This is a genomic window from Achromobacter sp. FW305-C-13, assembly GCF_058783475.1.
The window spans coordinates 1-24,580 of the sequence record NZ_JBYSYN010000001.1 but is presented as its reverse complement, the minus strand read 5'-3'; the positions used below and the strand labels follow the sequence as shown (position 1 = coordinate 24,580).

The window sequence follows — 24,580 nt, the reverse complement described above, 5'->3', positions numbered from 1 at the left end:
ACAATCACGGGCATGAATTCAGCAACACAAAACACCGCCGCCGACGCCCACGCGGGCCACACCCCAATGATGCAGCAATACCTCCGCCTGAAAGCGGAGGCTGGTCCCTTGCTGCTCTTCTACCGTATGGGCGACTTCTATGAAATGTTCTATGAAGACGCGGAGCGCGGCGCGCGTCTGCTCAACCTGACGCTGACCAAGCGCGGCTCGTCCAACGGTATTCCCATCCCGATGGCCGGGCTGCCCGTGCACGCCATGGAGCAATACCTGGCCCGCCTGGTCGCGATGGGCGAATCCATTGCCATCTGCGAACAGATCGGCGATCCGGCCGCGTCCAAGGGGCCGGTTGAACGCCGCATCGTGCGCATCGTCACGCCGGGCACCCTGACCGACGACGCCCTGCTGCCTGCCAAGGCCGACCGCGCGCTGGCCGCCGTGTTCGTCACCGGCAACGCTCGCGCCCCGCGCGCCGGCTTGGCCTGGCTGAACCTGGCCAGCGGTGAGTTCCGCGTGACCGAATGCGCGCCGGCGCAGTTGGAATCCGAATTGCACCGCATCGCCCCCGCGGAAATTATCTGCGCCGACAGCGCCGACTTCGATTTCCCGTTCGAAGGCGCCCGCGCCCGCGTGCCAGACTGGCACTTTGAAAGCGACGGCGCGCGCGCACACCTGCTGGCGCATTTCAAGACGGATACGCTGGCCGGCTTCGACATCGAAGACATGCCCGCTGGCGTCTGCGCGGCCGGCGCGCTGCTGCGCTATGCGGCGCGCACCCAGTCGCAGGCGCTGGCCCACGTGCAAAGCCTGTCGGCCGAGCGCCCTGGCCAGTACGTGTTGCTGGACCCGGTGACCCGCCGCAACCTGGAACTGACGCAAACGCTGTCGGGCGAAGATTCGCCTACGCTGTTCTCGCTGCTGGATGGCTGCCGCACGCCCATGGGCAGCCGGCTGCTGCGCCGGTGGCTGCACCATCCGCTGCGCGAAAACGAGCAGGCACTGGCGCGCCAGCAAGCCATCTCCGCGCTGCTGGCCGGCCGCATGGACGTCGAACAGACGTTCGGTTCGGCAGGCCTGCTGGAAGCGCTGCGCGCGGCGCTGAATGCCTTCCCCGACATCGAACGCATCGCCGCACGCCTGGCGCTGCGCTCGGTGCGCCCGCGTGAGCTGGCCAGCCTGCGCGATGCGCTGGAATCCCTGCCCGCCTTGCGCGACTTGGTCGAACCCATGGCCGACTCCCCGCGCCTGGGTGAGTTGATTTCGCACCTGTCTGTTGACCCGGCGCTGGCCGCGCTGCTTGTGCGCGCCATTGCGCCGGAGCCCGCCGTGGCTATCCGCGACGGCGGCGTGCTGGCCACCGGGTTCGATGCGGAACTGGACGAACTGCGCGGCTTGGCGGCCGACGGCGGCGACTTCCTGATTCAGCTGGAAGCCCGCGAGCGCGAGCGCACGGGCATCAACAACCTGCGCGTGGAATTCAACCGCGTGCATGGCTTCTACATCGAAGTCTCCAAGGGCCAGACGGCCAAGGTGCCGGAAGATTACCGCCGCCGCCAGACGCTGAAGAATGCCGAGCGCTACATCACGCCTGAACTCAAGACGTGGGAAGACAAGGTGCTGTCCGCGCAGGACCGCTCGCTGGCCCGCGAAAAGTGGCTGTTCGAGCAACTGCTGGACGTGCTGGCCGAACACGTGCGGCCGTTGTCGGACTGCGCGGCCGCGCTGGCCGAACTGGACACGCTGGCCGCCTTGGCTGACCACGCGCGCCGCCACGACTGGATGGCGCCCGACCTGTCCGAGCAGGCCGATATCGATATCGAAGCCGGCCGCCACCCAGTGGTGGAACACGCCATTGAGCGCTTCACGCCCAACGGCTGCCGCCTGGACCCGGCGCGCCGCATGCTGTTGATCACCGGCCCGAACATGGGCGGTAAATCGACCTACATGCGGCAGGTGGCGCTGATCGTGCTGCTGGCGCGCATCGGCAGTTTCGTGCCCGCCACGCGCGCCCGCATCGGCAAGATCGACCGCATCTTCACCCGCATCGGCGCCGCCGACGATCTGGCGGGTGGACGCTCGACCTTCATGATGGAAATGACCGAGGCGGCCGCCATCCTGTCGGCCAGCACGCCTAACAGCCTGGTGCTGATGGACGAAATCGGCCGTGGCACATCCACCTACGACGGCCTAGCGTTGGCGTGGGCCATCGCCTGCCGTTTGTTGGCGCACAACCGCGCGCTGACGCTGTTCGCCACCCACTACTTCGAACTGACCCGCCTGCCGGCCGAACAGCCCGCGTCCGCCAACGTGCATCTGGCCGCGGCGGAATCGGCCAGCGGCATCGTCTTCCTGCATGAAGTGCGCGAAGGCCCCGCCAGCCGCAGCTACGGGATCCAGGTGGCCCAGCGCGCCGGCGTGCCGGCAGCCGTGATCCGCCAGGCCACGCGCGAACTCGAACGCCTTGAAGCACAGGGTGCGCCCACGCCGCAATTGGGTCTGTTCTCGGCTGCGGCGGATGCCGACGCGCAAGCCTACGCCGAAACCGAGCGCTCGGACGCAATCGAGGCGCTGGACGCCTTGCGCGAATCGCTGGCCGCCATCGACCCCGACAGTCTTACCCCGCGCGAAGCGCTGGATGCCCTCTACCGTCTTAAGAAGCACCTTCAATGAACCTCGACCAACGCCTGCCGCTGCTGGGCAACCAAAGCCCCAACGACTTCATGCGCCGCTACTGGCAGCGCAAGCCGCTGCTGATCCGCCAGGCCATCCCCGGCTTCAAGCCGCCGCTGACGATCGCGGCCATCAAGAAGCTCGCCCGCCGCGACGACGTCGAATCGCGCCTGATCTGGCGCGAGAACGGCGAATGGCAGATGGAAAACGGCCCGTTCGCACGGCTGCCCAAAGACAACGAAGGCGATTGGACGCTGCTGATTCAAAGCGTGGACCTGCTGAGCGACGCGGCATCTGAACTGATGGGGCTGTTCCGCTTCATTCCCGACGCCCGCCTGGACGACGTGATGATCAGCATCGCCAGCCATGGCGGCGGCGTGGGCCCCCACTTCGATAGCTACGACGTGTTCTTGCTGCAAGCCGCCGGCGAACGCGAATGGCGCTACGGCCGCCAGAAAGACCTGTCCCTGGAACCCGGCCTGCCGCTGAAGATCCTCAGCAACTTCCAGCCGGAAGAAAAGGCGGTGCTGGTCCCCGGCGACATGCTCTATCTGCCGCCGCAGGCGGCCCACGACGGCATCGCCATGGGCGATGGCTGCATGACCATCTCGATCGGATTCCGCGCCCCCACGCAGGCCACGCTTGCGCGTGGTTTGCTGGAAGCCGCCGCCGACCAGGTGATGGCCCGCGTCGGCCTGTTGGGTGGTCCCTACGGTGAACCGGCCCTGCCCGGTCCCAAGCTGTCCGCCGTCTATCGCGACCCGGGCCAGCCGGCCGTCGACACGCCGGCTGCACTGCCTGATGATCTGGTGACCGCCACGCTCGCGACCGTTGAAAAGCTGCGCTTCGACGATGCGTTGGCCTCGCGCTTTTTGGGCTGCTGGCTGACCGAACCGCACAATCTCAGCGTGTTCGACGCCCCCGAGGGCATGGACGTGGACCTGGAAGAAGACTGGCCCGCCTCCGGCCGCCTGGTGCTGGATCGCCGCAGCCGCATGCTGTATCGCGGCAAGCAGCTGTTCATCAACGGCGAAACCGCGATGACACCCGTCGACGCCGCACTGCGCACGCTGGCCGATGCCCGCAGCCTGGATTGCGCCGACCCGGCCTGCGCGAAGCTTTCCGACGACGCCCGTTCATGCCTGGCGGACTGGTTGGATTCGGGGTGGATCCGCTACGTCCCGGCGTAGTATCCGGACACGTCCGCGTATCTGACTTGCACAGAACGCAATCAGGTCTGTGCTGGCAGTCACATAAGGAAAGACATAACACCTAGCTGAAAGGTTTGTTGCCGTTGGGATGCGACCTTTTTAACTTTCACACGCGATCGGCCTTCAGCTTCCTGTAGCCTGAATTCTGGTTTCCCCTAAGGGGGTTTCAAGAGTCGTCATCTACAGGAGTCCAAAAATGATGAGCAAAACCTTGATTATTGCCTCGGTGCTGGCAGTGTCGCTCAGCGCTTGCAACAAGAAGGAAGATGCCCCGGCGCCCGCGACCAACCCCACTCCGGGCGCAAGCACGCCTGCTCCGTCGTCCACGCCTCCGGCCACGTCGCCGGCTCCGGCGCCCGCACCCAGCACCACGCCTGGCGGCGGTTCGAATACCCCGGGCGGCTCGACCACTCCGGCGTCTTAATAAAACAGAGACGAACCCCCGCTCTGAAGACGTGAAAAAGCCCCGGCAGCGACACTGCCGGGGCTTTTTTACGCCTGCCTATTCCCTGCTACTTCCAAAGCGATAGGCCCGCCAGCAGCCCGCCCGCGGAGAGCCCGTCGTGAAGCCACGGCGGACCCATGAAAAAGGCCCCCTTGCGGGGGCCTTTGCATCAAACCGGCGACCAGGCACCGGTTCGGCGCGCTTTACATCTTGTCTTTCAAGACGCTCAGCAGGCGCTGGGCCGTCGCACTGTTGTCGCGGGCGCCCGTGGAATCCAGCACCGTCACCGTGGTCTGGTCGCCCGTGGCGGCCAGGTGGATACGGTATTGCGGCGCCTCGGCCTTCTTGTCGCCCGAGAACATGCGGCCGAAGAAGCCCGGCTGCTCGTTCTTTTCGCCGGTGTCGGTATCGACGTAGCGCACGAAGTAGTCGCCTGCAGAGCGGTCGCGGTCGTCCACGGCGAAGCCGCCGCCGTCCAGCGCCACGCCAACGCGGCGCCATGCACGGTCAAACGATTCGGCCACGAGCAGGGATGCGCCCTGCGCACGGACATCTTCCTGCACCGCCGGCTTCTGCGGCGCGGCTTCCGCCTGCTGCACCAGCTTTCGGGCGTTGTCCACGTCCGAACCCAGGTAGACCATCATGCGGGCGAGCATGGCGGCGTTCAGGCCCGGATCTTCCTTACCGTTCTGCCACTGCACCTGGCCGCCGTCGGAGCCGACGCGCTTTTCGAGCATCTGGCGATGGCTGACATAGACCTCGGTATGGCCATTGACGCGCTCGACGCGGGTACGGAATTTCTCGCGTTCGCCGCTATCCCAAGCCGATTCCAGCACCGCGCCCAGTGCCTGGCGCAGCCAGCTTTCCGGGATCTTGGCGCGGTTTTCCGCCCAGTCGGTTTCAATCAGGCCGGCGCTGGGGTTGTTGCTGGCCACGGTGAAGCCGTTCTCGGTCCAGAAGTCCACCAGACGCGGGAAGACGTCTTCGGGAGCACGGTCCACGACCAGCCAGCGCAAGTCGCCGTCACGCTCGACACGCATGTCCTGGCGGCCGGGAAGCACGTTGCTAGTCTTCGGGGCGCTGGCTTGCGCCTGGCCCTGTTGCTGGAACTGCGAGTACGTCGTCGAGCCCGAAGCGGGCGCGCGGTAACGCGGATCGCTGTTGGCCTGAGTCAGATCCGGCGGGATGCTCAGAGGCTCTCCCCGCTGGGTGACGGCGCTCTTGTAGTTGACGGATTCTTCATTGCCCAGGAATTGGTTGACCTCGCTGCAGCCGGCCAACAACACCACAGACATCAATGCCGACAAACCGGCATGACGCTTGTTCATACGTATCCTCACGATATTTAGAGCAGACCCGTTTCCTGGAGCGCGCGACGCACGACTTCGTGGTTCTGCGTGCCCAGTTCAACCAGCGGAAGCCGGTAGCCCAGTGCGCTCCGGCCCATTTCGGCCAACGCCCACTTGACGGGGATGGGATTGGCTTCAACGAACAAAGCCTTGTTCAGACGCGCCAGGTACGCGTTAAGTTCACGAACCTTCGGCACATCGCCGGCCAGCGCGGCAGCGCACAGGTCACGCATGAGCTTGGGGGCCACGTTGGCGGTCACGGAGATATTGCCGCGCGCACCCAGCAGGATCAGGGCGGCAGCCGTGGGATCGTCCCCGCTGAACACCTGGAAACTTGCCGGCGCTTCGCGCAGCAGGAGGCCGCCGCGGGCGATGTCGCCGGTGGCGTCCTTGATGCCGATGATGCCGGGCACCTGCGCCAGGCGCAGAACCGTATCGTTGCTCATATCGGCAACGGTGCGGCCCGGCACGTTGTACAGGATCGTCGGCAGATCGACGGCTTCCGCGATGGTGCGGAAGTGGCGATACAGGCCCTCTTGCGAAGGCTTGTTGTAATAGGGGACGACCGACAGGCCGGCCTGCGCGCCGACTGCCTTGGCGTGGCGCGTCAGGTGAATGGCTTCGTCGGTGGAGTTGGCGCCCACGCCAGCGATGACCGGGATGCGGCCAGCGGCATGTTCGACCGCGACGCGGATCAATTCCGCGTGCTCTTCCATCGAGACCGTGGGCGACTCCCCGGTGGTGCCCACCACCACCAGCGCGTCGGTTCCTTCCTGGACGTGCCAGTCGATCAATGACCGGTAGGCAGCGTAATCCAGGCTGCCATCGGGCTGCATGGGAGTGACCAGGGCCACCAAGCTGCCCTGGAAATTAACGCCTGCGGCGGTTGCAGGGGATGCCATAAATGTAGGGCTCCAACGCCCCACGGCAGGATGCCTCAGGGCCAGAATCAATGAAACCGCTGAGTTTAACGGAAATTGGCCGAAATCCTACAGAAACCACTGAACGATAGTCGTTCCAAATTCGTACACCGGACGCATCAGAAGCCACAGCACATCGGTGACCAGAAGGACGATGACGATCATCAAGCCGTAGGGCTCGATTTTCGAGTATTGCCAGGCCAGGCGGTTGGGCAGCAGGCTGAACAGGATGCGTCCCCCATCCAGCGGCAGGATCGGCAGCAGATTCAGCGCCATCAGCACCAGGTTGATGTTCACGCCGGCCACGCCCATCTGGAACCAGAAAGACTCCTGCATGCCGGATTCCAGCATCAGGCGCAGCGAAAACGCCCAGAGAATCGCCATCAACAGGTTGGCCGCGGGGCCGGCCAGCGCCACCCACAGCATGTCGCGCTTGGGACGGCGCAAACGGCCGAAATCCACCGGTACGGGTTTGGCCCAGCCGAACAGCATGCCCGGGCTGCCCAGCAGCTTGGATGCCAGCAGGATGACGACCGGCACCAGCAAGGTCCCGACGGGATCGATGTGGCGCATCGGATTCAGGCTGACGCGGCCGGCCTGGAAGGCCGTGGGGTCGCCGAACATTCGTGCCACGTAGCCGTGCGCGGCTTCGTGCAAGGTGATGGCGAAGATGACCGGGATCGCGTAGACCGCAATGGTTTGGATGATGTCGTTCATGGCGAGCCGGATTGTAGATGAGCCACGTGCCGGCAGGGGCCGGCACGCAAGGCACTACGGTGGGGGATTGATTCAGGCAAGGCCAAGCGTGGCCGGGTCGCCACGACCCACGCGCACGACCACCGGATCATCGCTGGTCAGGTCGATCACCGTGGTCGGCGATTGCGGGCAGGCGCCCGCGTCGATGATGGCGGCCAGATCGTGGTCGTAGCGTTCGCGGATGTCTTCGGCGTCATTCAACGCTTGCGTATCGTCTTTGGGGATCAGCGTGGTGGAAAGCAAAGGCGCGCCCACTTGCTCGAGCAGGCCCAGCATGACCGCATGATCCGGAACGCGGATGCCGATGGTCTTGCGAGACGGGTGCGACACACGCCGCGGCACTTCCTTGGTGGCTTCCAGGATGAAGGTCCAGGGGCCGGGCGTCGCGGCCTTCAACAAGCGGTATTGCTTGTTGTCCACGCGGGCGAAGTGGCCGATTTCAGCCAGGTCGCGGCACAACAGTGTCAGATGGTGTCTTTCGTCCAGGCCACGTAACCGGCGCAGGCCGTCCGCGGCGTCCTTGTCGTCCAGGCGCGCGACGACGGCGTAGCTGGAATCGGTGGGTACGGCCACAAGGCCTCCATCGTTCAGCCATTGGGCTGCCTGCTTGAGCAGGCGAGGTTGAGGATTCGCAGGATGAATAGATAAATACAAGGCCATGGGATTATCCTAACACTCTTGAATGCCGCCCAACATGGCGCGGCGATGCAAAATGGCGGGAACGCCGACCCGCCCGGAGAAACAGTATGCGCCTCGATGACTCGCGTGAAAGCGACAATGTGGAAGACCGACGTGCCAGTGGTCCACGTATCGGCGGCCGTGGAACCATCGGCATCGGTACGATAGTACTTGCCTTGGTGGCCATGTACTTTGGCGTGGATCCCAACGTGGTCCTGCAAATGGCCGAAGGGCCGCCCCAGACGCAGCAGCAGTCGCCGGCCACCCGGCCGCCCGTCGACGACCCGCAGGCGCGCTTTGTCGCCAAGGTGCTGGGCGAAACCGAAGACACCTGGAGCGCAATCTTCCAGAAGGATTTGAACCGCCAGTACGTCGCGCCCAAGCTCGTGCTGTTCCGCGGTGCCACGCCCACGGCCTGCGGCACGGGCCAATCCGCGATGGGCCCCTTCTACTGCCCCGGTGACAGCAAGGTCTATATCGACCTGGCCTTCTTCGATGAATTGCAGAACAAGTTCAAGGCGCCGGGCGACTTCGCCCAGGCCTATGTGATTGCGCATGAAGTGGGACACCACGTGCAGCATCTGCTGGGCATTTCGGACCAGGTCGACCAGCTGCGCCGCCGCAATCCGGCGCAAGCCAATGCGCTGTCGGTGCGGGTGGAACTGCAGGCCGACTGCTTTGCCGGCCTGTGGGCGCAACGCGCCAACGCCGCGCGCAACATCCTGGAAGGCGGCGACGTCGAAGAAGCGCTGGCCGCGGCCACAGCCATCGGCGACGACCGGCTGCAAAAGCAGGCCCAGGGCTATGCCGTGCCGGACTCCTTCACGCACGGTTCCTCTGCCCAGCGCGTGCGCTGGTTCAAGCGCGGACTGGAAAGCGGCAACATCAAGCAATGCGACACGTTCGCAGCCAGCTCGCTCTGATCCGCCACTGACCCGTTTTCACGCGCGGACCCTTTAGCTGTATGGATATACAGTTAAAGGGTCCGCACCGTCTTCATCTTGTAAGATTACGCCCCCTCGCCCTGTTGCGCGCATGAGTTCCCTGCGCCCTTGGCGAGCGGCGCAGCGCATCCGTAGCGCAATTCCAAGACCCTAGATCAGTTCCATGGCCAACAAGTTCGAACCGTTAATCACCGTTGATGAGGTGCAAGAGATCCTTGCCGAACCCAAGGAAACCGTAAAACCGATCTCCTGGATCCCGAAGCCCGCCGCCAACAACATCCAGTGGATGGAGTTCGCCAGCGCGTGCAAGGTCAAGGGCGAAGTGCGCGACGATGTGATTTTCCGCGTGATCTACCGCGGGGCGCGCACCGCGGTGCACGGCCAGGCCACGATCTTCCTGACGGAAGCGTTCTGTGCCAGTCTTTTCGTCGGCCCGCATCGGGTGTTTGGCGTGGATACGGATGACTCCTTCCACACCAGCCTGGTGGGCGTGGGCCGGCCGCAGTACCGCAAGCCGCTTGCGGACCGCAGCCATGAACATATCTGGGTGGACGAAGGCGAAGGCTATGCCGAACCCATCGTGCCCGCCCTGCACAATATCGGCACGCTGATGCAGTACTTCCTGCCGCGGGCGAACCTGACGCTTGCCGGCGGATTTGCGCATCCCCTCAAAGGCCGCCAAATCGAACTGATCCTATGAGCAATTTTCTGGAAGCCTCCGGCTGGACCGTCCTGCCGGCCGGTGAACACGCCATTCGCGCGGTGTCCCCTATGACCCTGGGGCTGGACGGCCAGCACGCCGCCTTCTTCATCGCGCACCCTGACGACACGTCGTTCTACCTGACCGACGCCTGTGAGACCTCTATGCATGCGTCCAGCTACGGCATCGACGTGGGCGCCAAGCGCATCGACCTGCTGAATGAAACGCCTGGCGTGAGCCTGGCGCACTTCGATCGTGACGGCGCCATCGTCGCCTCGGGTCCCAACGAACAGCTGCAGGAAGCCCTGTGGGATGCGGTGAAGCTGGCCATGGCCTTGTCGTTCCAATGCGCCAAGTGGATGCCCCGATTCAGCCAGTTGCGCTTTCGCGCCCAGGTTGGCCGCGCGCTGGCTGAAGGGGTCGGCCCCAACCGCATGGTCAAGGGCGCGCGCGCCAAGGGCAGCAGCGGCCATACGGCTGATTTCGCGTTTGCCGTCCGCGCAGCGGGCAGCACGGCGCTGACCTACATCGAACCGATCGCGCTCAAGGCCGGCAAGAAGATGGATTGGACGCAGGTCTACCAGACGCACGGCAAGATGTCGGACGTGAAGATGGCGGATGCGCGCAATTCGCGCATGGTCATCCTGGAAGACGGCGCATCGGCAGAAGAATTCAAGAAGGCCGTGACCATCCTGGAGCAGTCCGCAACCGTGCAGACGCTAGCCAAGACGCGGGACTGGCGGGAAGTCTTTTCCGGCTAGGACGGCATGTTCGTCAGGCCGTCGACGATCTCGCGGCCATGCAATATGGCCGCGTGCACCGCTTCTCGCGGACTGAAGACGAAGCCGCCTTCGGCGAAACGGGGAACCGGGTATTCGTCGCCGCCTTCCAGCACGGCGCCTGCCTGAACCACCATTACCGATGCGACGAATACGGGGCCGCTGGGCAGCGCCGGAACCTCAGCGTCCGCGCCCCGGGACACCTTGGCCGTCAGCCGGTATCCCTTGTAGATCAAGTTGTTTTGATGCACTTCGGATGCCCTCTTTCTGCGATCGAGCATACCTCGCCTGTCCATGACAGTTCAGATATGTTTTGTAACCCAGGCAGAAAATAGAAACATTGTTGCAGTACAACAAGTGCGTCCCCGATTCTCGAATAGCAAGAAAACCGACGGCTAACCGGCCGCAACGGCAAGCCTGATGCGGCCTGCGGCCCGGCGCGGCGAACGCGCCGTACCGCCTTGCCGCTGATTTACGGGGCTTTCCCTAGGTCCTGTTGCGAAAGCGCATCTTCGGACGGAGTCATGCCTGTTGCCTGCATGTATTCGGGCAAGGTCCAGCCCCGACCAAGCAGGAACATCCGGGTATGCAGGTCCTCCAGGACCTCGGACCGCACGTCAGCCCCGAGATAACGCAATTGCTTGCGCCGCAGATCGACGTGACCAAGCTCGTAGTGCCGCGCCAGCCCCATCCAGAGCCGGTGCGCGCCGGTGGATTGGCGGGCGCCGCTGAAGATGCACAGCCCCGCATCCAGCCCCCACCGGTACACGGCGGTGGCCAGGCCCATGCCTTGATAGGCGGCGGCATATTTGGAGTGCGGCGCGCGCACGTACGGATCTGCCCGCCTGCCCACTTCGATCAGCCGGTTGAACACCGTGTAGCCCGCCACCCGGTCCCGCCGCACATCCACCACATACACGTAGTACTCGCCGTCGGCTTCGCGATAGCGAAGCACGATGCCAGGGATGTCGGTCTTGACCTCCGGCAGTCCGTGCAAGCGATCCCAAGGGCGATGCATCCGATCGTGTATGGCATCGAGTTCTTTCTCCACGTCTTGCGGAGCATGATTGACGTCGATGCGAAGTTCCGTCACGAAACGCGAGAAGGAACGGAATGCGTGCAGTGCCAACGTAGGCAAGGCCACCTCCTGTACAGGGTTGATTAACGAGCGTTGATGAACGAAAAAAAAGCCGCATTCGCGGCTGGGAATGGATGTGTTCGAAGTGCCGTCTACATGACGGAACCGTATTGGCGCAGCGGGGACGATTTCAGGCTATGCCGCGGCATGCGTGCCCTCCTGCCAGCCGCCGGCCGCCTGCGCGTCGGCCTTGCCGAAGAAGGCCGGAAACTGCTGGGCGCCCTTGCGCGTGACCGCCAGCGCGCGCGAATCCAGGTCTTTGGTGATCCAGCCGCGCTGCACCAGCGCATCCAGCAAGGCCGCGCCCAGCGCGCCCCCCAGATGCGAACGGCGCTCGCTCCAGTCCAGGCACGCGCACGCGAAACGCCGGCGGCGCTGCCGCGCCTGCGCAGCGTCAACGCCGATTTGCGCCAGCGACGCTTCGCCCAGCGGGGTCAACGCGTAGTCGCGGCCATCGGCCACCAACCATTGGCGCGCCAGCATGGCGTCATGGATACGAACGGCAAGCGTGCCGGCCATGTGGTCGTAGCAGGTCCGGGCCTCGCGCAGCGCGGAGGGCGTATTGGGTTTGAACGGCACACGTTCGGCGCCCGCCACGACGAGCAGGGCCTCCAGCGCATGCGCGACCTCGCTGTTGGCCAGCCGGAAGTAGCGGTGCTTGCCCTGCACGGCCATATCGACCAGCCCTTGCTCGCGCAGCCGCTGGAAATGGCTGCTGGCCGTGGAGGCGCCGATGTCGGCGGCCGCAGCCAGTTCAGTCGCCGTGCGGGCACGGCCATCCAGCAGCAGGCACAGCATGCGCGCGCGGGCCGGATCGGCAATGGCGCCTGCGACCCCGGAGAGATTGATGTCGGCGAACTCGTATTCCATGATTCGCTGTAGACCAAAGTGTTGTGTGCAAGGCCTAAGCATACTGCGACTCATCCCGATAAGACACCGGACTCGTACCAAATCCCATGCCCGCTGCCCACTCCTTTTTCGGCTGGAAAGTCCTCGCCGCCACATTCACGCTGGCCATCTTTGGCTGGGGCGTCGGCTTTTACGGACCGCCCGTGTTCCTGCATGCTGTGGTGCAACGCACCGGCTGGAGCGTGGCGCTGGTCTCCGGCGCCGTCACCCTGCACTTCCTGGCGGGCACGGTGGTGGTCGCCAACCTGCCCCGCCTGTATCGCCGCGCCGGCGTCCCGCAAACCACGTTCGGCGGGGCCGTGCTGCTTGCGCTGGGGGTCGCGGGCTGGGCCGTGGCCCAAGCGCCGTGGCAGTTGTACGCCGCGGCGGTGGTGAGCGGCATGGGTTGGGTGGCCTTGGGCGCGGCGGCGGTCAACGCGCTGATCGCACCGTGGTTCGTGCGGCGGCGGCCCACTGCGCTGGGCATGGCCTACAACGGCGCCAGCGTGGGCGGCATCGTGTTTTCGCCGCTGTGGGTGTTCCTGATCGCGCAGGCCGGCTTCGCGCAGGCCGCGCTATGGGTGGGGGTCGTGATGGTGGGCGTGATCGCGGTGCTGTCCCGCAAGGTGTTCGCCGTCACGCCGCAGCAACTGGGGCAATTGGCCGACGGCGACGGTGCGGCAGCGCCGGCATCGGTGGCGGCGACCGCCCTGCCCCGCGTGGGAAACCTATGGCGCGATCGCGCCTTCCTGACGCTGTCCGGCGGCATGGCGCTGGGGCTGTTCGCGCAGATCGGGTTGATCGCGCATCTGTTGTCGCTGCTGGCGCCGCTGCTGGGCGCGCAGATGGCGGGCGTGGCGATGGGTGTGGCCACCGCAGCCGCCATCGCGGGCCGCACGCTGGTGGGATGGCTGATGCCCGCCGGCGCAGACCGCCGCAAAGTGGCCTGTCTGGCCTATGCCATCCAGATCTGCGGATCGCTCACGCTGATGCTGGCGCCGGACCATGGTTGGGCGATATGGCTGGGCGTGGTGTTGTTTGGATCGGGCATTGGCAACGCGACATCGTTGCCGCCCCTGATCGCGCAAACGGAATTCGCGCGCGAGGACACGATGCGCGTGGTGCCCTTGATCGTCGCGCTATCGCAAGGCGCCTACGCCTTTGCCCCGGCGTTGTTCGGCGTGTTGCGCGCGGTATTGGACGGGACGGGGCAGTCGATGGTGGGTTTCCTGGCTACGGCCGCCTTGTTGCAAGCGGCCGCCATCGTCTGCTTTGCGGCCGGCCTGGGCGCCACCGCCTTCAGGCCAAGCCGCCCCGCCGCGCCACCAGTCCAGCCATGACGGCGTTGCCGCCCTCGCTGGCCAGGCCCTCGGCCACCCCTTGCCGGTCGGCCGCCGTGCGGTTCTGGCTGACCTTCCATTTGCCTTCAATGCGCGAGATCGGGATTTCGACGCCGATGATGGCGCGCATCTGCGCGGCAATGAATTCGGGCGGCGCCTGATCCACGCTCCAGGGTTGCGTGCGCGCCTTTTCCTGGCTGTCGGTCAGGGCTTCAAGCTGGGCGCGCAACCATGCCGGGTCATCCTGGATCACCGGGGTGCCCCAGACGTGCACCGCCACGAAATTCCACGTCGGCACCACCTTATGGGTTTCCGCCTTGGTGGCGTACCAGGACGGCGTGATGTAGGCCTGCGCGCCGTGGAACGCCACCAGGCATTCCTGGCCCGCCGCCAGTTGCGCCAGTTGCGGGTTGGCACGCGCCACGTGCAGCCGCAGCACGCCGTGCGGGCCTTCGGGATAGAGCAGACAGGGGATGTGGTTGGCCATCAGCCCGCCCTCCCCGCTGGTCATGATGACGCCCAGCGGGTGGGCGCGGATGAAGTCGTGCTGGACGGCAAGATCGTCTTCACGGAAAGCGGACGGCAGATACATGATGGGGCGCTAGGGAGGCAGAGAAAAACACAACATACCGCCTTCGTGGCCCCATGCACAGGGCCATCGGAATTCTGTTTTATGGAGCCAGGGGAGCCGTCCCGGCAGGCCGGCAAACGTCCTTCTACCGTCGGACGCGCTCATAGGCCTGATTCATGCGGTCGCGCGCCTCGGTTTCACGCGCGTACGCGAGGTCGTAGCTTTCCAGGCACCCTTGCGTGGGGTTGGGCCATTTGATCGCGGCGATCGCTGCGGTGAGCTCGTCGCGGGCGCGCTGCCATTCCTTGACTGCGGCATACCATTCCTTGGCGGTGTCCATAGTTTCCTCCCTATGTGCACGCCTTCCATCGTAGTCCTGGCGCCGCCTGCGCGAACGCGCCGTCGCCACGGAAAAAAGGATGAGCTCCATTTCCCTAGAGGGTTTACCCAAACTGCGCGGCATCCGCCGCCGCAGATTCCTGCGCCGGTGGGCGTGAACAGGCAGATAATCGGAAAAGCGTCGGCACGGATGCCGCCACTGCCTGGAAAGGAACGATCATGATCTCTCGATTGACCTTGGCCGCCGGCTGCGTCGCCATCGCCCTGGCGGGCTGTACCAACCTGCCGCGCGCGCAGGACTACTCCACCTCGCTGGGCGAGGATCAGACGCAGCTTCAGCCCGACCCGAGCTGGAGCGCCGGCCGCATCTGGACCCGCCCGGGCCCGCCGATCGGCAGCGTGTATGAGAAAAAGCTCATCCTCGAACCGATGACCTACATTGCCGGCGACCGCCCGGACGACCTGGAATTCAAGGACAACGCGGCGTTGCGCGAGCGCGTGCTGGCCTACATGAACGAGGCAGTACGACGCGAATTTTCGGAAGCAGGCTATCAATTGCTGAATGCTCCCGCACCCCATGCGCTGCGTATCCGCGCGGCGATCACGGGCACGTTCAAGAACGACCGCGATCCCCGGGCGATGGAGTACATTCCGATCGGCTACGTGATCGGGCAGACCGCCAAGGCCGCCGGCTACCGCGATGAATCGGCGCGGCTGCTCATCGAGGCTTCGGTGCGCGACGCCAACACGAACGAGTTGCTGATCGCGTCGCTGGGCACCGTCACCGGCAGCAATCTTCCGCCGGACCGCAAGCCCACGGCAGACGACGTGCGCACGGCGATCGACGATTGGGCGCGCCAGGTGCGCCTGCAGTTCGACCGCAATTGGCAGGGCGCAACACCCTGAACGGCAAAGCGCGCCGCGCCGCGACGCCGGATCCGCGATAACATGCGCCGCCGCGTCACGCGGTTGCGAGGCTTGCGGGAACCGAAAGGGCAATCACCGCAAGCGGGGAACATTCCGGCCGCCCGTGCGGTCCAATCCCCGAAATTTTTACTTAAAAATCACGATGTGATGAATATTGACGTCAACCCTCACTTACTCATGGCCACGGCTAATGCTACTGTTCCGCCTGTGCAAGGAGTACATGCAATGGATCAGAAAACGAAGCCCTGGGCTTTTCCCAAACCCCATCCGGAAAATACCCCACGTGGTGAGCGCAACAAGCAGGAGTTCGACGCTCCGACCGAAACCCCGAAGCCTGCGCCTAAACCGCGTAGCAAAAAAGAACCGCCGGCCGCCAGCCGGGCGCGTTCATGACACTGTCTGCCTGGTCACGCGCCGCCGTCCTGGCAGCGCTGTCCTTGCTTTCCCTGGCCGCCGTGGCCGCCCCCGATGTGCAGACCGGCGACCTGGTATTCCAGCAATCCCGGTCAGCGCAAAGCCTGGCCATCCAGCAAGCCACCCACTCCCCCTACAGCCACATGGGCATGATCGTGACGCGTCAGGGCCGCCCCTACGTGCTGGAGGCGGCTGCCCGCGTCAGCTACACACCGCTGGACCAATGGGCGGCGCAAGGGGAACGCGGCCACTACGTCGTCAAGCGCCTGCGTGACGCCTCGACGCTGACGCCCGCCGTGCGCGAACAGCTGGCAGCCGCGGGCGCCGCCTATGTGGGCAAGCCTTATGACCTGGTGTTCGCCTGGTCGGACGACCGGATCTATTGTTCGGAACTTGTCTGGAAGATCTACCAGCGCACGCTGGGCCTGGAAATCGGAGCGCTTGCGCCGCTGAAGGGCTTTGATTTGAGCTCGCCGGCCGTGCAGGCCAAGATGCAGGAACGCTACGGCCGCGACATCCCCTGGGATGAGCCGATCATCTCGCCCGCGGCCATGTACGATTCAGACTTGCTGACAACGGTCGCCGACCGCTGAGCCCTCTCTGGAGCGCGCCGGAACCCCATGGCTGCTTCCCTTCTGATTGGCATCGCCATCGCGCTGGTTGCCGCCTGGGGCGCACTCGCGATGTGGATACGCGCGCCCTTGCCTCGCGCCGCACGCGCTGCGCTGACGATAGGCTGGCTGGCCTTGGCGCTAGCCGCTATCGCCGCGCTGGCCTGGCCGGCCTGGCAGCCTGCTGCCTACGGATTCGCCGCGGCGGTCGTGGCGTTGCTGGCGTGGTGGCACACCATCCGGCCGTCCAATGACCGCGACTGGATTCCGGAAGTGGCGCGGCAGACGCACGGCGAGGTCGACGGCAACCGCGTCACCCTGCACAACGTGCGCAACTTCGCGTGGCGATCCCGCACCGACTTCACGCCCCGCTGGGAAACGCGGCATTACGCGTTGGACGAACTGCAGTCCGTGGATGTGGCGCTTTCTTACTGGAACCGCCCCGCCATCGCCCATGCACTGGTGTCTTTCGGATTCGGCCACGAGCGCTACGTGGTGTTCTCGGTGGAGATCCGGCGCAAGCAAGGCGACAAGTTTTCAGAGATCGGCGGCTTCTTCAAACAGTACGAACTGAGCGTCATTGCCTCCACCGAGGAAGACAGCCTGCGCGTACGCACGAATGTGCGTGGCGAAGACGGCTACCTGTACCGCGTCAACATGCCGTTGGAGGCCGCGCGGTCGCTTTTCATGGCGTATGTGGGCAGCGCCAACCGGTTGCGGGACACGCCGCGCTTCTATCACACGCTGACCGCCAACTGCACCACCATCGTGTTCCAGATGGCCCGGCGCATCGTGCCGGGCCTGCCGCTGGATTACCGGCAACTGGTATCGGGCTACCTGCCGGAATATCTTTACGGCCTGGATGTGCTGCAGGGCGCGGACAACGTCGGGCAATACCGCCGGCTGGGCCGCTATACGGACCGGGCGCGTGCCAGTGGAATACCCACGGCGTTTTCGCGGACTATCCGGCAAGGCGTGCCAGGCATCGAATCTTCGTAAGTGCTTGCAATGACCACCATCATGGATCCCACGCTGCGCGGCAGCGGAAAAATCACCGGCGTGTTCTTCAACGCGGACGAAGACGTGGTGGCCGTCGCCTCGGAATTTCCCTTGCTGGCCAACCCGCGCGCCCGCGCCGCCTACGGGGGCCGGACACTGCGCTACCGCGTTGCGCTTTACCGGTGCGACAGCCTTGTCCCTTTCGCCGCGTTCGACGATCTGGCGTTTCCCGTCAACGATGTGGGCTTTCATCCCGCCGGCACGTCCGTCGTGATCGGGGCCGGCAGCTATGACGGCGGTTACCTGTTCGAAGGCGATCTGGTGGTCTGGGACTGGCAAAGGCCACGCGGCAGGCGCCTGTTCAACAATGTCCCTGAAGTCATGCGCTGCCGTTTTGACGCCGCCGGGGACAAGATCGAAGCCTGGGTGCGCCCCTGGGACGAAGAGTGGGGCGCACCGGACGATGACCCCGACGCGGCATTCGACACCTTGTTCGTCGTCTGCGCAGACGCGCCTGGCACGGCCGCCGCCCCGCGTTATCCGGTAGACCTGGAGCTTGATGCCGCAGCCATCGCCCCGCGCATTGAGCCGGCGGCCGATTCGCGCACGCCGCAGGCACGCCTCATGGAATGGTTCGGCCTGGACGCCTGGACCGAACGGGGCGCCATTAGGGACATCGCCTGGCTCAACGACGACCGTATCGCCGTCGTGCACGACGCCTGTCAACTTGAGATCTACCGAAGCGACGGCGAACGCCTTGCCGCCTACGCCGGCCCCGGCCACGGCGCTGAACTCCTCCGGTGCCCCGGCCTGCTCGTGCATGTCGTGCAGACGTCAGATCATCCGGGTACTTTCGGCCGGCAGGATTCCCGGCTGTACGCCCTGGCGGAAGACGGCCTGCATCTGACTCGCGCCTACGACGGCGAACTCACCTTTTCCAGCACGCCGCAAGGCGCGCTGCTGGGGCGCCAGAACCGCTTTCATCTTGCAGGCACGCGGGCGCAGGATGTCCTGCTGGACGTGGCTACCGGTGTGGAACGCCGGCTGGACCTGGGCCACTACGACTGCTTCAACCATTACATCGGCATACGCGGCGCCCCCTGCTTATTCATGCTGCAGGGCACGCCGGCCAGTTCGCACGAACACAAATATCTGTGCATCGTCCAGCCCGATGGCAGCGTGCGCCGCCTTTGGCCCTTGCTGAAAGCGGACCGCACGTCGGCCAGCCATGCGATGGAACTCTGCGGCTGCTACGTCGACGACGCGCAAGGCGCCAGCGTGATCGTGTCCGGCAAACACTACGCGCCCCAAGCTGGCAACGAGTACACGGGATTCCTCTACCGCAAGCCGCTGGATCGCGACCGCGAGCTGTGGCGCCTGCCTACCCGCGCATCGGCCAGCGCCATCGTCCCTATGCCAGAGGCCGGCCTGATCGCGGCGGCCTTCCTGGATGGCAGCTTGCAACTGATCGACGCGCGGACCGGCACGGTGCGGCTGGACGCCAAGGTGCGCGTGGATGGACTGCCCACCCTGATCTTCGCGCTGGATGCCGCCGGCGACAGGCTGGCGGTGGGCACGGTTGATGGCCGCATCGCCATCGTGGATGCCAGCGCGCTATGCGCCAGTGCTATGGAGGATCGAACCGCGCCGCTGCGCACCGTGGATCTGGACGCGGACCTTCGCGCCCTTTAGCCCGCCCAGGCCACCACCTTGTCCCGTCCGGACGTCTTGGCCTGATACAAGGCCTGATCCGCACGCTTCAAGACCGTATCCGGGTCATTCCCGTCGTCAGGCCAGCGGGCGGCTCCGATCGAGACGGTGACATGGCCCACGCCGCCCGGCATCGCGTGCGCGCGGGTGGCCTCGCGGATCCTTTCGGCGACGGCGCTTGCCGCGTCGGCCGATGCGCCCGGCATCAGCACCAGAAACTCCTCGCCGCCGACGCGGCAACAGGCGTCTTCCGCCCGCACGCTGCCACGCATGATGTCCGCCAGCGTCATCAAGACCTGGTCGCCGGCCGCATGGCCAAAGGTATCGTTGACCTGCTTGAAATGGTCCAGGTCCAGCGCCAGGACGGCAAAGGCCTGGCGGGAGGCCATCAGCCGGGCGAGCTCGCTGGCAACACCACGGCGGTTCAACAACTGCGTCATCGGGTCCGTCATGGTCTCGGCGTTCAACTTGCCGATCTGGCTTTCGTGCTGCGCCATGGTGAAGCCGACGGCTTCGCGCAACTGTTCGGCCTCGAAGTAATTGGCCTTCACCGACTGGATCAACGGAGCCGCCTGCGTGTCGTCTCCGGACTTCATCGCACGCGCCAGCACCGATAACGGCTTGGCGATCCAGTACCCCATGGCCGACACCGCCAGCAGCATGATCAGCGCCGCGGGGATCGAGTATTCGAAGATTCGCCACATCAGGCCATGCAGCGGCGCGAGCGTCGCCGCCACCGGCCGCTGCACCACCACGCCCCATCCGCCCAGCTGCATGCGCGCATAACCGGCCAGCATCTCCACGCCCACGCTGTTGGTCACCGGCATCGCCCCGGCCTCGCCGCGCTGCAGGGCCTGCACAACCCGGTTGTTCTTCTGCTCGGTGCCGATCCAGCGATGTTCGCGGTGATAGAGGATCCTGCCATCCGCCCCCACCACAAAGACATACGAGCCGTCGCGGTAGAAATGCTCTTGAAGCAGCTTGTCCAGTTCCGTGTTGTGCTGCAGGTAGATCGCGGCCCCGACAAACCCCAGGTACTTCCCCTGGGCGTTCTTGACGGGTTCGGTCAGCGCCACGGTCCATAGCCCTTGCGACGACAGATAGGGAGGCGTCACGTTGCTTGCCTGCGACGCGCCGCGCAGGTCCACGCCGGCGCTCGTGCGGCCTTGCGTCTCGGCCCCTGGCAGCATCGACGCATAGGCCAGCATGTCGCCTTTGGCATCCACAATGGCCGCGGCGATGATCCCGTCGGACTGCTCCGCCACGCGCACGACCTCTTCGCGCATCGCCGCCGGCGTCTCCAACATCCCGGCGACCCGGCTGGCGCTGGCTTTGAGCTGCTGCTGGATCGAGCCGATGTACAGGTCCACCACCTCGGCGAGCTTGACCGCGTACGCGCGGTTTGCCTCCATGGTCGTGGCGACCAGTTGTTCCTTCTGCACGTTGTAGGCCGCGAACAGCGCATTGGCGAAGGCCACGGTAGCGCTGAACACCGAGAGGCCGACAACGAGTTGAAGCAAGGTGATCCTGGGCTTGCGCAAACGGCCTCCTGATGTTCCGTATCGGGATATCGCAGCCCGGTACTATCCGGCCCGCATTTTTTATCAGATACGTTCTAGCATCCCGAAGCCGGATCAACCACCAGAACTCGCTCGGCGCGGATCAAAAAAACAACAGCATGGGCTCCTTGCCGTCTGCGTGGAATCAGGCCTTGCCTGCGGCAGCGGTCGCAGCGGGCGTAGCGCGGAACGAGACGCCCAGGCGGTTGAACGCGTTCATCAGCCCGATCGCGTAGGTAAGGTCAGCAAGCTCCTTGTCGCTGAACTCGGCTGCAGCCGCGGCATAGTCCTCGTCGGGAACGCCGGTTTCCGACACACGCGTGACGGTTTCCGCCCAGGCCAGCGCGGCGCGCTCGCGGCCGCTGAACACGGCGCCCGCCTCGTGCCAGACCGGCACCAGCACCAGCTTGTCGACGGTCAGTCCGGACTTGATGAGGTCGCGGGAATGCATGTCGATGCAATAGGCGCAGCCATTGATCTGGGATACCCGCAAATAGACCAGGTCGATCAGCGTTTTAGGAAGCCCGCATTTCTGCAGGTAGACATAGACGCCGCCAAAGGCTTTGTAACCGTCGGGGGAGGCATTGGCGTAATCAAGGCGGGAGGTCATGGTGGGGTCCTGGAAGGGAATTTGGAGGCTCAATAGTGCACCGTCTTGGCCTATACATATAGAGCCATAATCAACAATAACGACTAGACCATGAATCAACGCTCCGCGCACAGGGCACGCCAAGTGGCATTCCCGTCCCGGATCTGCCGACGAATATCGGCGGGCGTGGCGTCGACCTGGCCCGCATCGGCGAAATAGACCGGTCTTGCATGGTCGCAGTATTCAACGCCGACCCGGGCCGGCGCCACGCACCCAGTCACGCTTAAGCTCATCAGCGATAGCGGCATCATCCATGCGCGCCGTCTGGCCTTGTACATCCCTTGCCTCCTTGCGGGCACGATCGGCCTGCCTGGTAATACTCGCATCGCGTTCTTGGCGCTCGTCCTCTCGCCCGGCGCCTCGGCCGCGCAGATACGCCGCGACCAGCAGGATGACGGCCCCGCTCGCGGCAATCACTCCAGCCTTAAAGCGGTTAAGCCAGTCGCGCATGCTCACCCTCCACCACTGCAGCGGCCTGGGCGTAGAGCGCCGGCCACGTACGCGGATGCGGCTTGCCTGGACGCCAGGTCCGCAGATAGAGCTCCCACGCGGCTTGTGCATCGCCGAACGGCGGCAGACGCTTGGCGTCGGTCCACAGCAACAGGCGCGCGAAAGCGCAAGCGAGTACATCGTCCGCCTCCAACGCCGCGTAGACGGCCGCCGTCACCGGCGCCACCCCGCGGAGCGCGCACATTCTGCTTGCTTCATCCCGGCTGGCGGAATGCGTCAGCACGCCGCGTACACCTCCGCCCTGTTCGAACTGCCAGAACCCGCGCGCCGGCCCCCCGATCTGACGCCGGTGCAGAAAGCGGCTTTCCTGCAGGCCGATCGCCAGCAGCATGACCCGCGCCTCGGGCGTGTCCATCCGCGGCGGCAGCAACGCCAGCGCCGGGTTGATGGCATTGCGCGTGAGCAGGTCAAGATCCATGGCCGTCTCCCCCGCCCTGCCGCAAACCCAGCACTTTGGCGCGCACTTCCGCCAACCACGCCAGCACGCCCTTTTGCCGCATGCTTGCCATCCACCGCATATAGGCGCCCAACACCCACCAAGCGGGCAGTCCCGCCAGCAGCATGCTGGGGCCAAGTACGTAGAACTTTGCAAGCAAGGCGTCATCGCTGCCGGCGCCGTGATGCGCCAGCCAGGTCATGGCTTGCATCAGCCCGGGCTTCCAGGCAATGACGGCGCCGGCCAGCGCGGGCCCGAACAGGAACGAACACGCAACGGTGGACACGGTACGCACTGTGAATTCCCTGACCGTGCGCGGCGGCATGATCAGGAGGCCGAGCATGGCGGTAATCGCCGCGGGAATGCCGTACGCCATGGCGACTTTCAAGGCCGCGAGGCCTCCTAGGCCTGTAGAACCGGGTTCCATAGATGTGTTGCTCCTGAAGACGGTTCGCATGATTGCCTGCCGTTCGGACGAAAGCGCCCCCGGGCCGTCCAGTTCAAATAAGAAAAGCGGATATGCGTTACAACCTGGGGCTTTTGCTTCCATGAAACCCTGGTCCCGCCGTCAGCCCCGCAGAAAGTCCACGCCCACCTTGTCCGAAGCGCTTGCGCGCTATTTGGTGGAGGTGTCATCGACGAAAAAGGGTCATACGTCCGAGGTGTCGATCGCACGAATCTGGCGGGGCACCAGGTTGGCAATTCGGCCGGTTGACCGAATCCGCAGCTCTGATCTGATGGAACTGCGCGATGAATGGCTCAAGGACAAGGCGCCGGCCACCGTAGTAAGACGGATGGCGTTCCTATCCCACGTTTACACGGTAATTCGGAAAGACTGGGGCTTTGACCAACTGGCCAATCCCGTGCAACTGGTTCGGCGGCCAGCGGTAGACGATGCCCGAGATAGACGGCTGTTTGACCGCATTACGCTGCGCGGGATCTCCGATGACCAATGTCCGCGCAAAGAGCTGGATTGGATCATCCGGGCCACGCGCTCCCCCGAGCTTCCGACCATCCTGACCGTCGCAAAAGAAACAGGCATGCGACGGTCAGAAGTCGTTGGAATACTCCGAGAAAACTTGGACATGATGCATGGGGTCGTTCACTTGCCTCACACGAAGAATGGCCGCGCACGCGATGTGCCCTTAACCCCAAGGGCGCGTGAAACCTTAAGACGCTGGCTCACGGGAAAGCCGATGCGGGGTCGCATTTTCTCAATGCAACCCGGATCGGTCACACGCGCATTCATTCGCGCCAGGCGGCGCGCCCGGCAGCACTACGAGGGCATGTGCCGCCAACTTGGCCGCCGACCCAACGCGGCGTACTTCCGCGATCTGCGCTTTCATGACTTACGGCACGAGGGCACCTCGGAACTCGCCACGGTGTTCGAGATGCACGAGTTGGCCAAGGTCAACGGCAACGTCGACACGCGCATGCTGCTGCGGTACTACCATCCACACGGACGCGAGCTTGCTCAAAAACTTGCGCGCAGTGCTCTCGGCAAGCGACAACTCGATGAAATGCGCAGGGAGCGCCAAGCGGATTTCGACGCTCTGCCGCTTGCCGCTTAACGCGTTTTTCTACGGCACCGCAACTGCGTCCGGTGCCGACTGCTGTGGCGGGACATCAGTGAGCCACGCGGGAAGAGGCCCCCAGCCCGGATAGCTGACGTCCACACCGTTGACGGTACGCACGTTGCCCAGCGTGTATTGTTCGCCCGTTTCCGCGAACCACAGAGACGTATCGCGGTGGTCCTCGACCAGCCTCCACTTATCGCCTTCGCGGCGAGGCCTGCTGCCGACCTCGGTCGCTGGCGGCGCGTCCAAATAAGCACCAAACGGAATATTGAACGATCCCGGTGACAGAGAGAGCTCATTCGCCACGGATTCGTAGAGGTACAGACCATTGCTATCGGTTTGATATACGGCTTTCTGCATGTATTTTTTCCTAACAGTGAGATTTGCACTGCAAATGCGAGGTCTTTGGGATCGAGGCAGGGCGGAGACGTTCAAAGCCATGTTCATACCCTGACTGCTGGCG

The 24,580-nt window shown here is 64.8% G+C and carries 28 protein-coding genes; 13 read left to right on the top strand and 15 right to left on the bottom strand.

All coding sequences use genetic code 11. The features are described 5' to 3' along the window. Positions 1-12 precede the first annotated feature (12 nt). From mutS to AC3WMU_RS00130, 3 genes are all read left to right on the top strand, one after another. Entirely contained in the window at positions 13-2,667 is a 2,655-nt protein-coding gene (gene mutS, locus AC3WMU_RS00140) for a DNA mismatch repair protein MutS (protein WP_341767836.1), read from the top strand. Then, a complete protein-coding gene (locus AC3WMU_RS00135) occupies positions 2,664-3,857 on the top strand; it encodes a ribosomal protein uL16 3-hydroxylase (RefSeq protein ID WP_006224025.1) in 1,194 nt (397 codons plus the stop codon). The genes mutS and AC3WMU_RS00135 overlap by 4 nt, the downstream gene beginning before the upstream one ends. A gap of 217 nt (positions 3,858-4,074) precedes the next feature. Then, positions 4,075-4,302 carry an endopeptidase gene (locus AC3WMU_RS00130; protein ID WP_081534137.1) on the top strand — a complete coding sequence of 76 codons (228 nt, stop codon included), beginning with the start codon at positions 4,075-4,077 and terminating at the stop codon, positions 4,300-4,302. Positions 4,303-4,526: 224 nt separating this feature from the next. Here AC3WMU_RS00130 and bamC read toward each other — a convergent pair whose 3' ends face one another. The 4 genes from bamC to AC3WMU_RS00110 form a co-directional block, all read right to left on the bottom strand. Continuing rightward, positions 4,527-5,651 (bottom strand): NlpB/DapX family lipoprotein, encoded by a 1,125-nt coding sequence (bamC, locus tag AC3WMU_RS00125; protein ID WP_006224027.1) that lies wholly within the window; start codon positions 5,649-5,651, stop codon positions 4,527-4,529. Between the two features lie 17 nt (positions 5,652-5,668). Further along, on the bottom strand, positions 5,669-6,574 hold the full coding sequence (gene dapA, locus AC3WMU_RS00120; protein WP_006224028.1) for a 4-hydroxy-tetrahydrodipicolinate synthase: 906 nt from the start codon (positions 6,572-6,574) through the stop codon (positions 5,669-5,671). 87 nt (positions 6,575-6,661) lie between these two features. Continuing rightward, a complete protein-coding gene (locus AC3WMU_RS00115; RefSeq protein ID WP_006224029.1) occupies positions 6,662-7,309 on the bottom strand; it encodes a site-2 protease family protein in 648 nt (215 codons plus the stop codon). A gap of 72 nt (positions 7,310-7,381) precedes the next feature. Then, positions 7,382-8,008 (bottom strand): L-threonylcarbamoyladenylate synthase, encoded by a 627-nt coding sequence (locus tag AC3WMU_RS00110; RefSeq protein WP_006224030.1) that lies wholly within the window; start codon positions 8,006-8,008, stop codon positions 7,382-7,384. A gap of 86 nt (positions 8,009-8,094) precedes the next feature. Here AC3WMU_RS00110 and ypfJ point away from each other — a divergent pair, with 86 nt between their 5' ends. From ypfJ to AC3WMU_RS00095, 3 genes are all read left to right on the top strand, one after another. Continuing rightward, positions 8,095-8,949, top strand: a complete 855-nt coding sequence (gene ypfJ / locus AC3WMU_RS00105; RefSeq protein ID WP_006224031.1) for a KPN_02809 family neutral zinc metallopeptidase — start codon at positions 8,095-8,097, stop codon at positions 8,947-8,949. 184 nt (positions 8,950-9,133) lie between these two features. Next, on the top strand, positions 9,134-9,670 hold the full coding sequence (locus tag AC3WMU_RS00100; RefSeq protein ID WP_280026832.1) for a hypothetical protein: 537 nt from the start codon (positions 9,134-9,136) through the stop codon (positions 9,668-9,670). Next, positions 9,667-10,431, top strand: a complete 765-nt coding sequence (locus AC3WMU_RS00095) for a DUF1828 domain-containing protein (RefSeq protein ID WP_006224033.1) — start codon at positions 9,667-9,669, stop codon at positions 10,429-10,431. The genes AC3WMU_RS00100 and AC3WMU_RS00095 overlap by 4 nt, the downstream gene beginning before the upstream one ends. Here the strand turns inward: AC3WMU_RS00095 and AC3WMU_RS00090 are convergent. The 3 genes from AC3WMU_RS00090 to AC3WMU_RS00080 all read right to left on the bottom strand — a co-directional run bounded on the left by AC3WMU_RS00090 (position 10,428) and on the right by AC3WMU_RS00080 (position 12,457). Next, a complete protein-coding gene (locus AC3WMU_RS00090) occupies positions 10,428-10,700 on the bottom strand; it encodes a hypothetical protein (RefSeq protein ID WP_006224034.1) in 273 nt (90 codons plus the stop codon). The two genes, AC3WMU_RS00095 and AC3WMU_RS00090, sit on opposite strands and share 4 nt — an antisense overlap. Positions 10,701-10,921: 221 nt before the next feature. Continuing rightward, positions 10,922-11,587 (bottom strand): N-acetyltransferase, encoded by a 666-nt coding sequence (locus AC3WMU_RS00085; RefSeq protein WP_424624405.1) that lies wholly within the window; start codon positions 11,585-11,587, stop codon positions 10,922-10,924. 135 nt (positions 11,588-11,722) lie between these two features. Next, positions 11,723-12,457 carry an ArsR/SmtB family transcription factor gene (locus tag AC3WMU_RS00080; protein WP_006224036.1) on the bottom strand — a complete coding sequence of 245 codons (735 nt, stop codon included), beginning with the start codon at positions 12,455-12,457 and terminating at the stop codon, positions 11,723-11,725. A gap of 86 nt (positions 12,458-12,543) precedes the next feature. On the opposite strand from AC3WMU_RS00080, the gene AC3WMU_RS00075 reads away from it, so the two are divergent. Then, a complete protein-coding gene (locus tag AC3WMU_RS00075) occupies positions 12,544-13,815 on the top strand; it encodes an MFS transporter (RefSeq protein ID WP_006224037.1) in 1,272 nt (423 codons plus the stop codon). Here AC3WMU_RS00075 and AC3WMU_RS00070 read toward each other — a convergent pair. Both AC3WMU_RS00070 and AC3WMU_RS00065 read right to left on the bottom strand, forming a co-directional pair. Further along, positions 13,775-14,407, bottom strand: coding sequence for an FMN-binding negative transcriptional regulator (locus tag AC3WMU_RS00070; RefSeq protein WP_006224038.1), 633 nt, complete (start codon positions 14,405-14,407; stop codon positions 13,775-13,777). The two genes, AC3WMU_RS00075 and AC3WMU_RS00070, sit on opposite strands and share 41 nt — an antisense overlap. Before the next feature lie 124 nt (positions 14,408-14,531). Further along, a complete protein-coding gene (locus AC3WMU_RS00065; protein ID WP_006224039.1) occupies positions 14,532-14,726 on the bottom strand; it encodes a hypothetical protein in 195 nt (64 codons plus the stop codon). Positions 14,727-14,944: 218 nt separating this feature from the next. Between AC3WMU_RS00065 and AC3WMU_RS00060 the strand changes: the two genes are divergently transcribed. Genes AC3WMU_RS00060 through AC3WMU_RS00040 form a run of 5 tightly spaced genes read left to right on the top strand, consistent with a single transcriptional unit; the run spans position 14,945 to position 19,368 of the window. After that, positions 14,945-15,631, top strand: coding sequence for a DUF3313 domain-containing protein (locus AC3WMU_RS00060; RefSeq protein ID WP_035212891.1), 687 nt, complete (start codon positions 14,945-14,947; stop codon positions 15,629-15,631). 42 nt (positions 15,632-15,673) lie between these two features. Further along, on the top strand, positions 15,674-16,045 hold the full coding sequence (locus tag AC3WMU_RS00055) for a hypothetical protein (protein ID WP_492281623.1): 372 nt from the start codon (positions 15,674-15,676) through the stop codon (positions 16,043-16,045). Continuing rightward, a complete protein-coding gene (locus AC3WMU_RS00050; RefSeq protein WP_280026836.1) occupies positions 16,042-16,659 on the top strand; it encodes a YiiX family permuted papain-like enzyme in 618 nt (205 codons plus the stop codon). Before AC3WMU_RS00055 ends, AC3WMU_RS00050 begins: the two co-directional genes overlap by 4 nt. Positions 16,660-16,686: 27 nt before the next feature. After that, positions 16,687-17,676: an Lnb N-terminal periplasmic domain-containing protein gene (locus AC3WMU_RS00045; protein ID WP_492281622.1), complete on the top strand. Its 990-nt coding sequence runs from the start codon at positions 16,687-16,689 to the stop codon at positions 17,674-17,676. Positions 17,677-17,685: 9 nt separating this feature from the next. Beyond that, positions 17,686-19,368, top strand: coding sequence for a hypothetical protein (locus AC3WMU_RS00040; protein WP_006224044.1), 1,683 nt, complete (start codon positions 17,686-17,688; stop codon positions 19,366-19,368). Here the strand turns inward: AC3WMU_RS00040 and AC3WMU_RS00035 are convergent. The 5 genes from AC3WMU_RS00035 to AC3WMU_RS00015 all read right to left on the bottom strand — a co-directional run bounded on the left by AC3WMU_RS00035 (position 19,365) and on the right by AC3WMU_RS00015 (position 22,967). Continuing rightward, positions 19,365-20,906 carry a sensor domain-containing diguanylate cyclase gene (locus tag AC3WMU_RS00035; RefSeq protein WP_492281621.1) on the bottom strand — a complete coding sequence of 514 codons (1,542 nt, stop codon included), beginning with the start codon at positions 20,904-20,906 and terminating at the stop codon, positions 19,365-19,367. The genes AC3WMU_RS00040 and AC3WMU_RS00035 overlap by 4 nt on opposite strands. 184 nt (positions 20,907-21,090) lie before the next feature. Continuing rightward, positions 21,091-21,555, bottom strand: a complete 465-nt coding sequence (locus AC3WMU_RS00030; RefSeq protein ID WP_280026839.1) for a carboxymuconolactone decarboxylase family protein — start codon at positions 21,553-21,555, stop codon at positions 21,091-21,093. A 222-nt stretch (positions 21,556-21,777) separates the two neighbouring features. Next, positions 21,778-22,044, bottom strand: a complete 267-nt coding sequence (locus tag AC3WMU_RS00025; RefSeq protein WP_006224047.1) for a hypothetical protein — start codon at positions 22,042-22,044, stop codon at positions 21,778-21,780. Beyond that, a complete protein-coding gene (locus tag AC3WMU_RS00020; protein ID WP_492281620.1) occupies positions 22,028-22,522 on the bottom strand; it encodes a hypothetical protein in 495 nt (164 codons plus the stop codon). The genes AC3WMU_RS00025 and AC3WMU_RS00020 overlap by 17 nt, the downstream gene beginning before the upstream one ends. Next, on the bottom strand, positions 22,512-22,967 hold the full coding sequence (locus AC3WMU_RS00015; RefSeq protein WP_454677512.1) for a hypothetical protein: 456 nt from the start codon (positions 22,965-22,967) through the stop codon (positions 22,512-22,514). Before AC3WMU_RS00015 ends, AC3WMU_RS00020 begins: the two co-directional genes overlap by 11 nt. Before the next feature lie 121 nt (positions 22,968-23,088). On the opposite strand from AC3WMU_RS00015, the gene AC3WMU_RS00010 reads away from it, so the two are divergent. Further along, positions 23,089-24,111: a tyrosine-type recombinase/integrase gene (locus AC3WMU_RS00010; RefSeq protein ID WP_492281619.1), complete on the top strand. Its 1,023-nt coding sequence runs from the start codon at positions 23,089-23,091 to the stop codon at positions 24,109-24,111. A gap of 9 nt (positions 24,112-24,120) precedes the next feature. On the opposite strand, the gene AC3WMU_RS00005 is transcribed toward AC3WMU_RS00010, so the two are convergent. Then, on the bottom strand, positions 24,121-24,580 hold a 460-nt coding region (locus AC3WMU_RS00005; protein ID WP_492281618.1), incomplete at its 5' end, for a hypothetical protein.

Excerpts from the sequence above, each read along its gene's own strand:
- mutS (WP_341767836.1), top strand. The coding sequence starts at position 13 with ATGAATTCAGCAACACAAAACACCGCCGCCGACGCCCACGCGGGCCAC.
- AC3WMU_RS00135 (WP_006224025.1), top strand. The coding sequence starts at position 2,664 with ATGAACCTCGACCAACGCCTGCCGCTGCTGGGCAACCAAAGCCCCAAC.
- AC3WMU_RS00130 (WP_081534137.1), top strand. The coding sequence starts at position 4,075 with ATGATGAGCAAAACCTTGATTATTGCCTCGGTGCTGGCAGTGTCGCTC.
- bamC (WP_006224027.1), bottom strand. The coding sequence starts at position 5,651 with ATGAACAAGCGTCATGCCGGTTTGTCGGCATTGATGTCTGTGGTGTTG.
- dapA (WP_006224028.1), bottom strand. The coding sequence starts at position 6,574 with ATGGCATCCCCTGCAACCGCCGCAGGCGTTAATTTCCAGGGCAGCTTG.
- AC3WMU_RS00115 (WP_006224029.1), bottom strand. The coding sequence starts at position 7,309 with ATGAACGACATCATCCAAACCATTGCGGTCTACGCGATCCCGGTCATC.
- AC3WMU_RS00110 (WP_006224030.1), bottom strand. The coding sequence starts at position 8,008 with ATGGCCTTGTATTTATCTATTCATCCTGCGAATCCTCAACCTCGCCTG.
- ypfJ (WP_006224031.1), top strand. The coding sequence starts at position 8,095 with ATGCGCCTCGATGACTCGCGTGAAAGCGACAATGTGGAAGACCGACGT.
- AC3WMU_RS00100 (WP_280026832.1), top strand. The coding sequence starts at position 9,134 with ATGGCCAACAAGTTCGAACCGTTAATCACCGTTGATGAGGTGCAAGAG.
- AC3WMU_RS00095 (WP_006224033.1), top strand. The coding sequence starts at position 9,667 with ATGAGCAATTTTCTGGAAGCCTCCGGCTGGACCGTCCTGCCGGCCGGT.
- AC3WMU_RS00080 (WP_006224036.1), bottom strand. The coding sequence starts at position 12,457 with ATGGAATACGAGTTCGCCGACATCAATCTCTCCGGGGTCGCAGGCGCC.
- AC3WMU_RS00075 (WP_006224037.1), top strand. The coding sequence starts at position 12,544 with ATGCCCGCTGCCCACTCCTTTTTCGGCTGGAAAGTCCTCGCCGCCACA.
- AC3WMU_RS00070 (WP_006224038.1), bottom strand. The coding sequence starts at position 14,407 with ATGTATCTGCCGTCCGCTTTCCGTGAAGACGATCTTGCCGTCCAGCAC.
- AC3WMU_RS00065 (WP_006224039.1), bottom strand. The coding sequence starts at position 14,726 with ATGGACACCGCCAAGGAATGGTATGCCGCAGTCAAGGAATGGCAGCGC.
- AC3WMU_RS00060 (WP_035212891.1), top strand. The coding sequence starts at position 14,945 with ATGATCTCTCGATTGACCTTGGCCGCCGGCTGCGTCGCCATCGCCCTG.
- AC3WMU_RS00055 (WP_492281623.1), top strand. The coding sequence starts at position 15,674 with ATGCGCCGCCGCGTCACGCGGTTGCGAGGCTTGCGGGAACCGAAAGGG.
- AC3WMU_RS00050 (WP_280026836.1), top strand. The coding sequence starts at position 16,042 with ATGACACTGTCTGCCTGGTCACGCGCCGCCGTCCTGGCAGCGCTGTCC.
- AC3WMU_RS00045 (WP_492281622.1), top strand. The coding sequence starts at position 16,687 with ATGGCTGCTTCCCTTCTGATTGGCATCGCCATCGCGCTGGTTGCCGCC.
- AC3WMU_RS00040 (WP_006224044.1), top strand. The coding sequence starts at position 17,686 with ATGACCACCATCATGGATCCCACGCTGCGCGGCAGCGGAAAAATCACC.
- AC3WMU_RS00030 (WP_280026839.1), bottom strand. The coding sequence starts at position 21,555 with ATGACCTCCCGCCTTGATTACGCCAATGCCTCCCCCGACGGTTACAAA.
- AC3WMU_RS00025 (WP_006224047.1), bottom strand. The coding sequence starts at position 22,044 with ATGCGCGACTGGCTTAACCGCTTTAAGGCTGGAGTGATTGCCGCGAGC.
- AC3WMU_RS00020 (WP_492281620.1), bottom strand. The coding sequence starts at position 22,522 with ATGGATCTTGACCTGCTCACGCGCAATGCCATCAACCCGGCGCTGGCG.
- AC3WMU_RS00015 (WP_454677512.1), bottom strand. The coding sequence starts at position 22,967 with ATGGAACCCGGTTCTACAGGCCTAGGAGGCCTCGCGGCCTTGAAAGTC.
- AC3WMU_RS00010 (WP_492281619.1), top strand. The coding sequence starts at position 23,089 with ATGAAACCCTGGTCCCGCCGTCAGCCCCGCAGAAAGTCCACGCCCACC.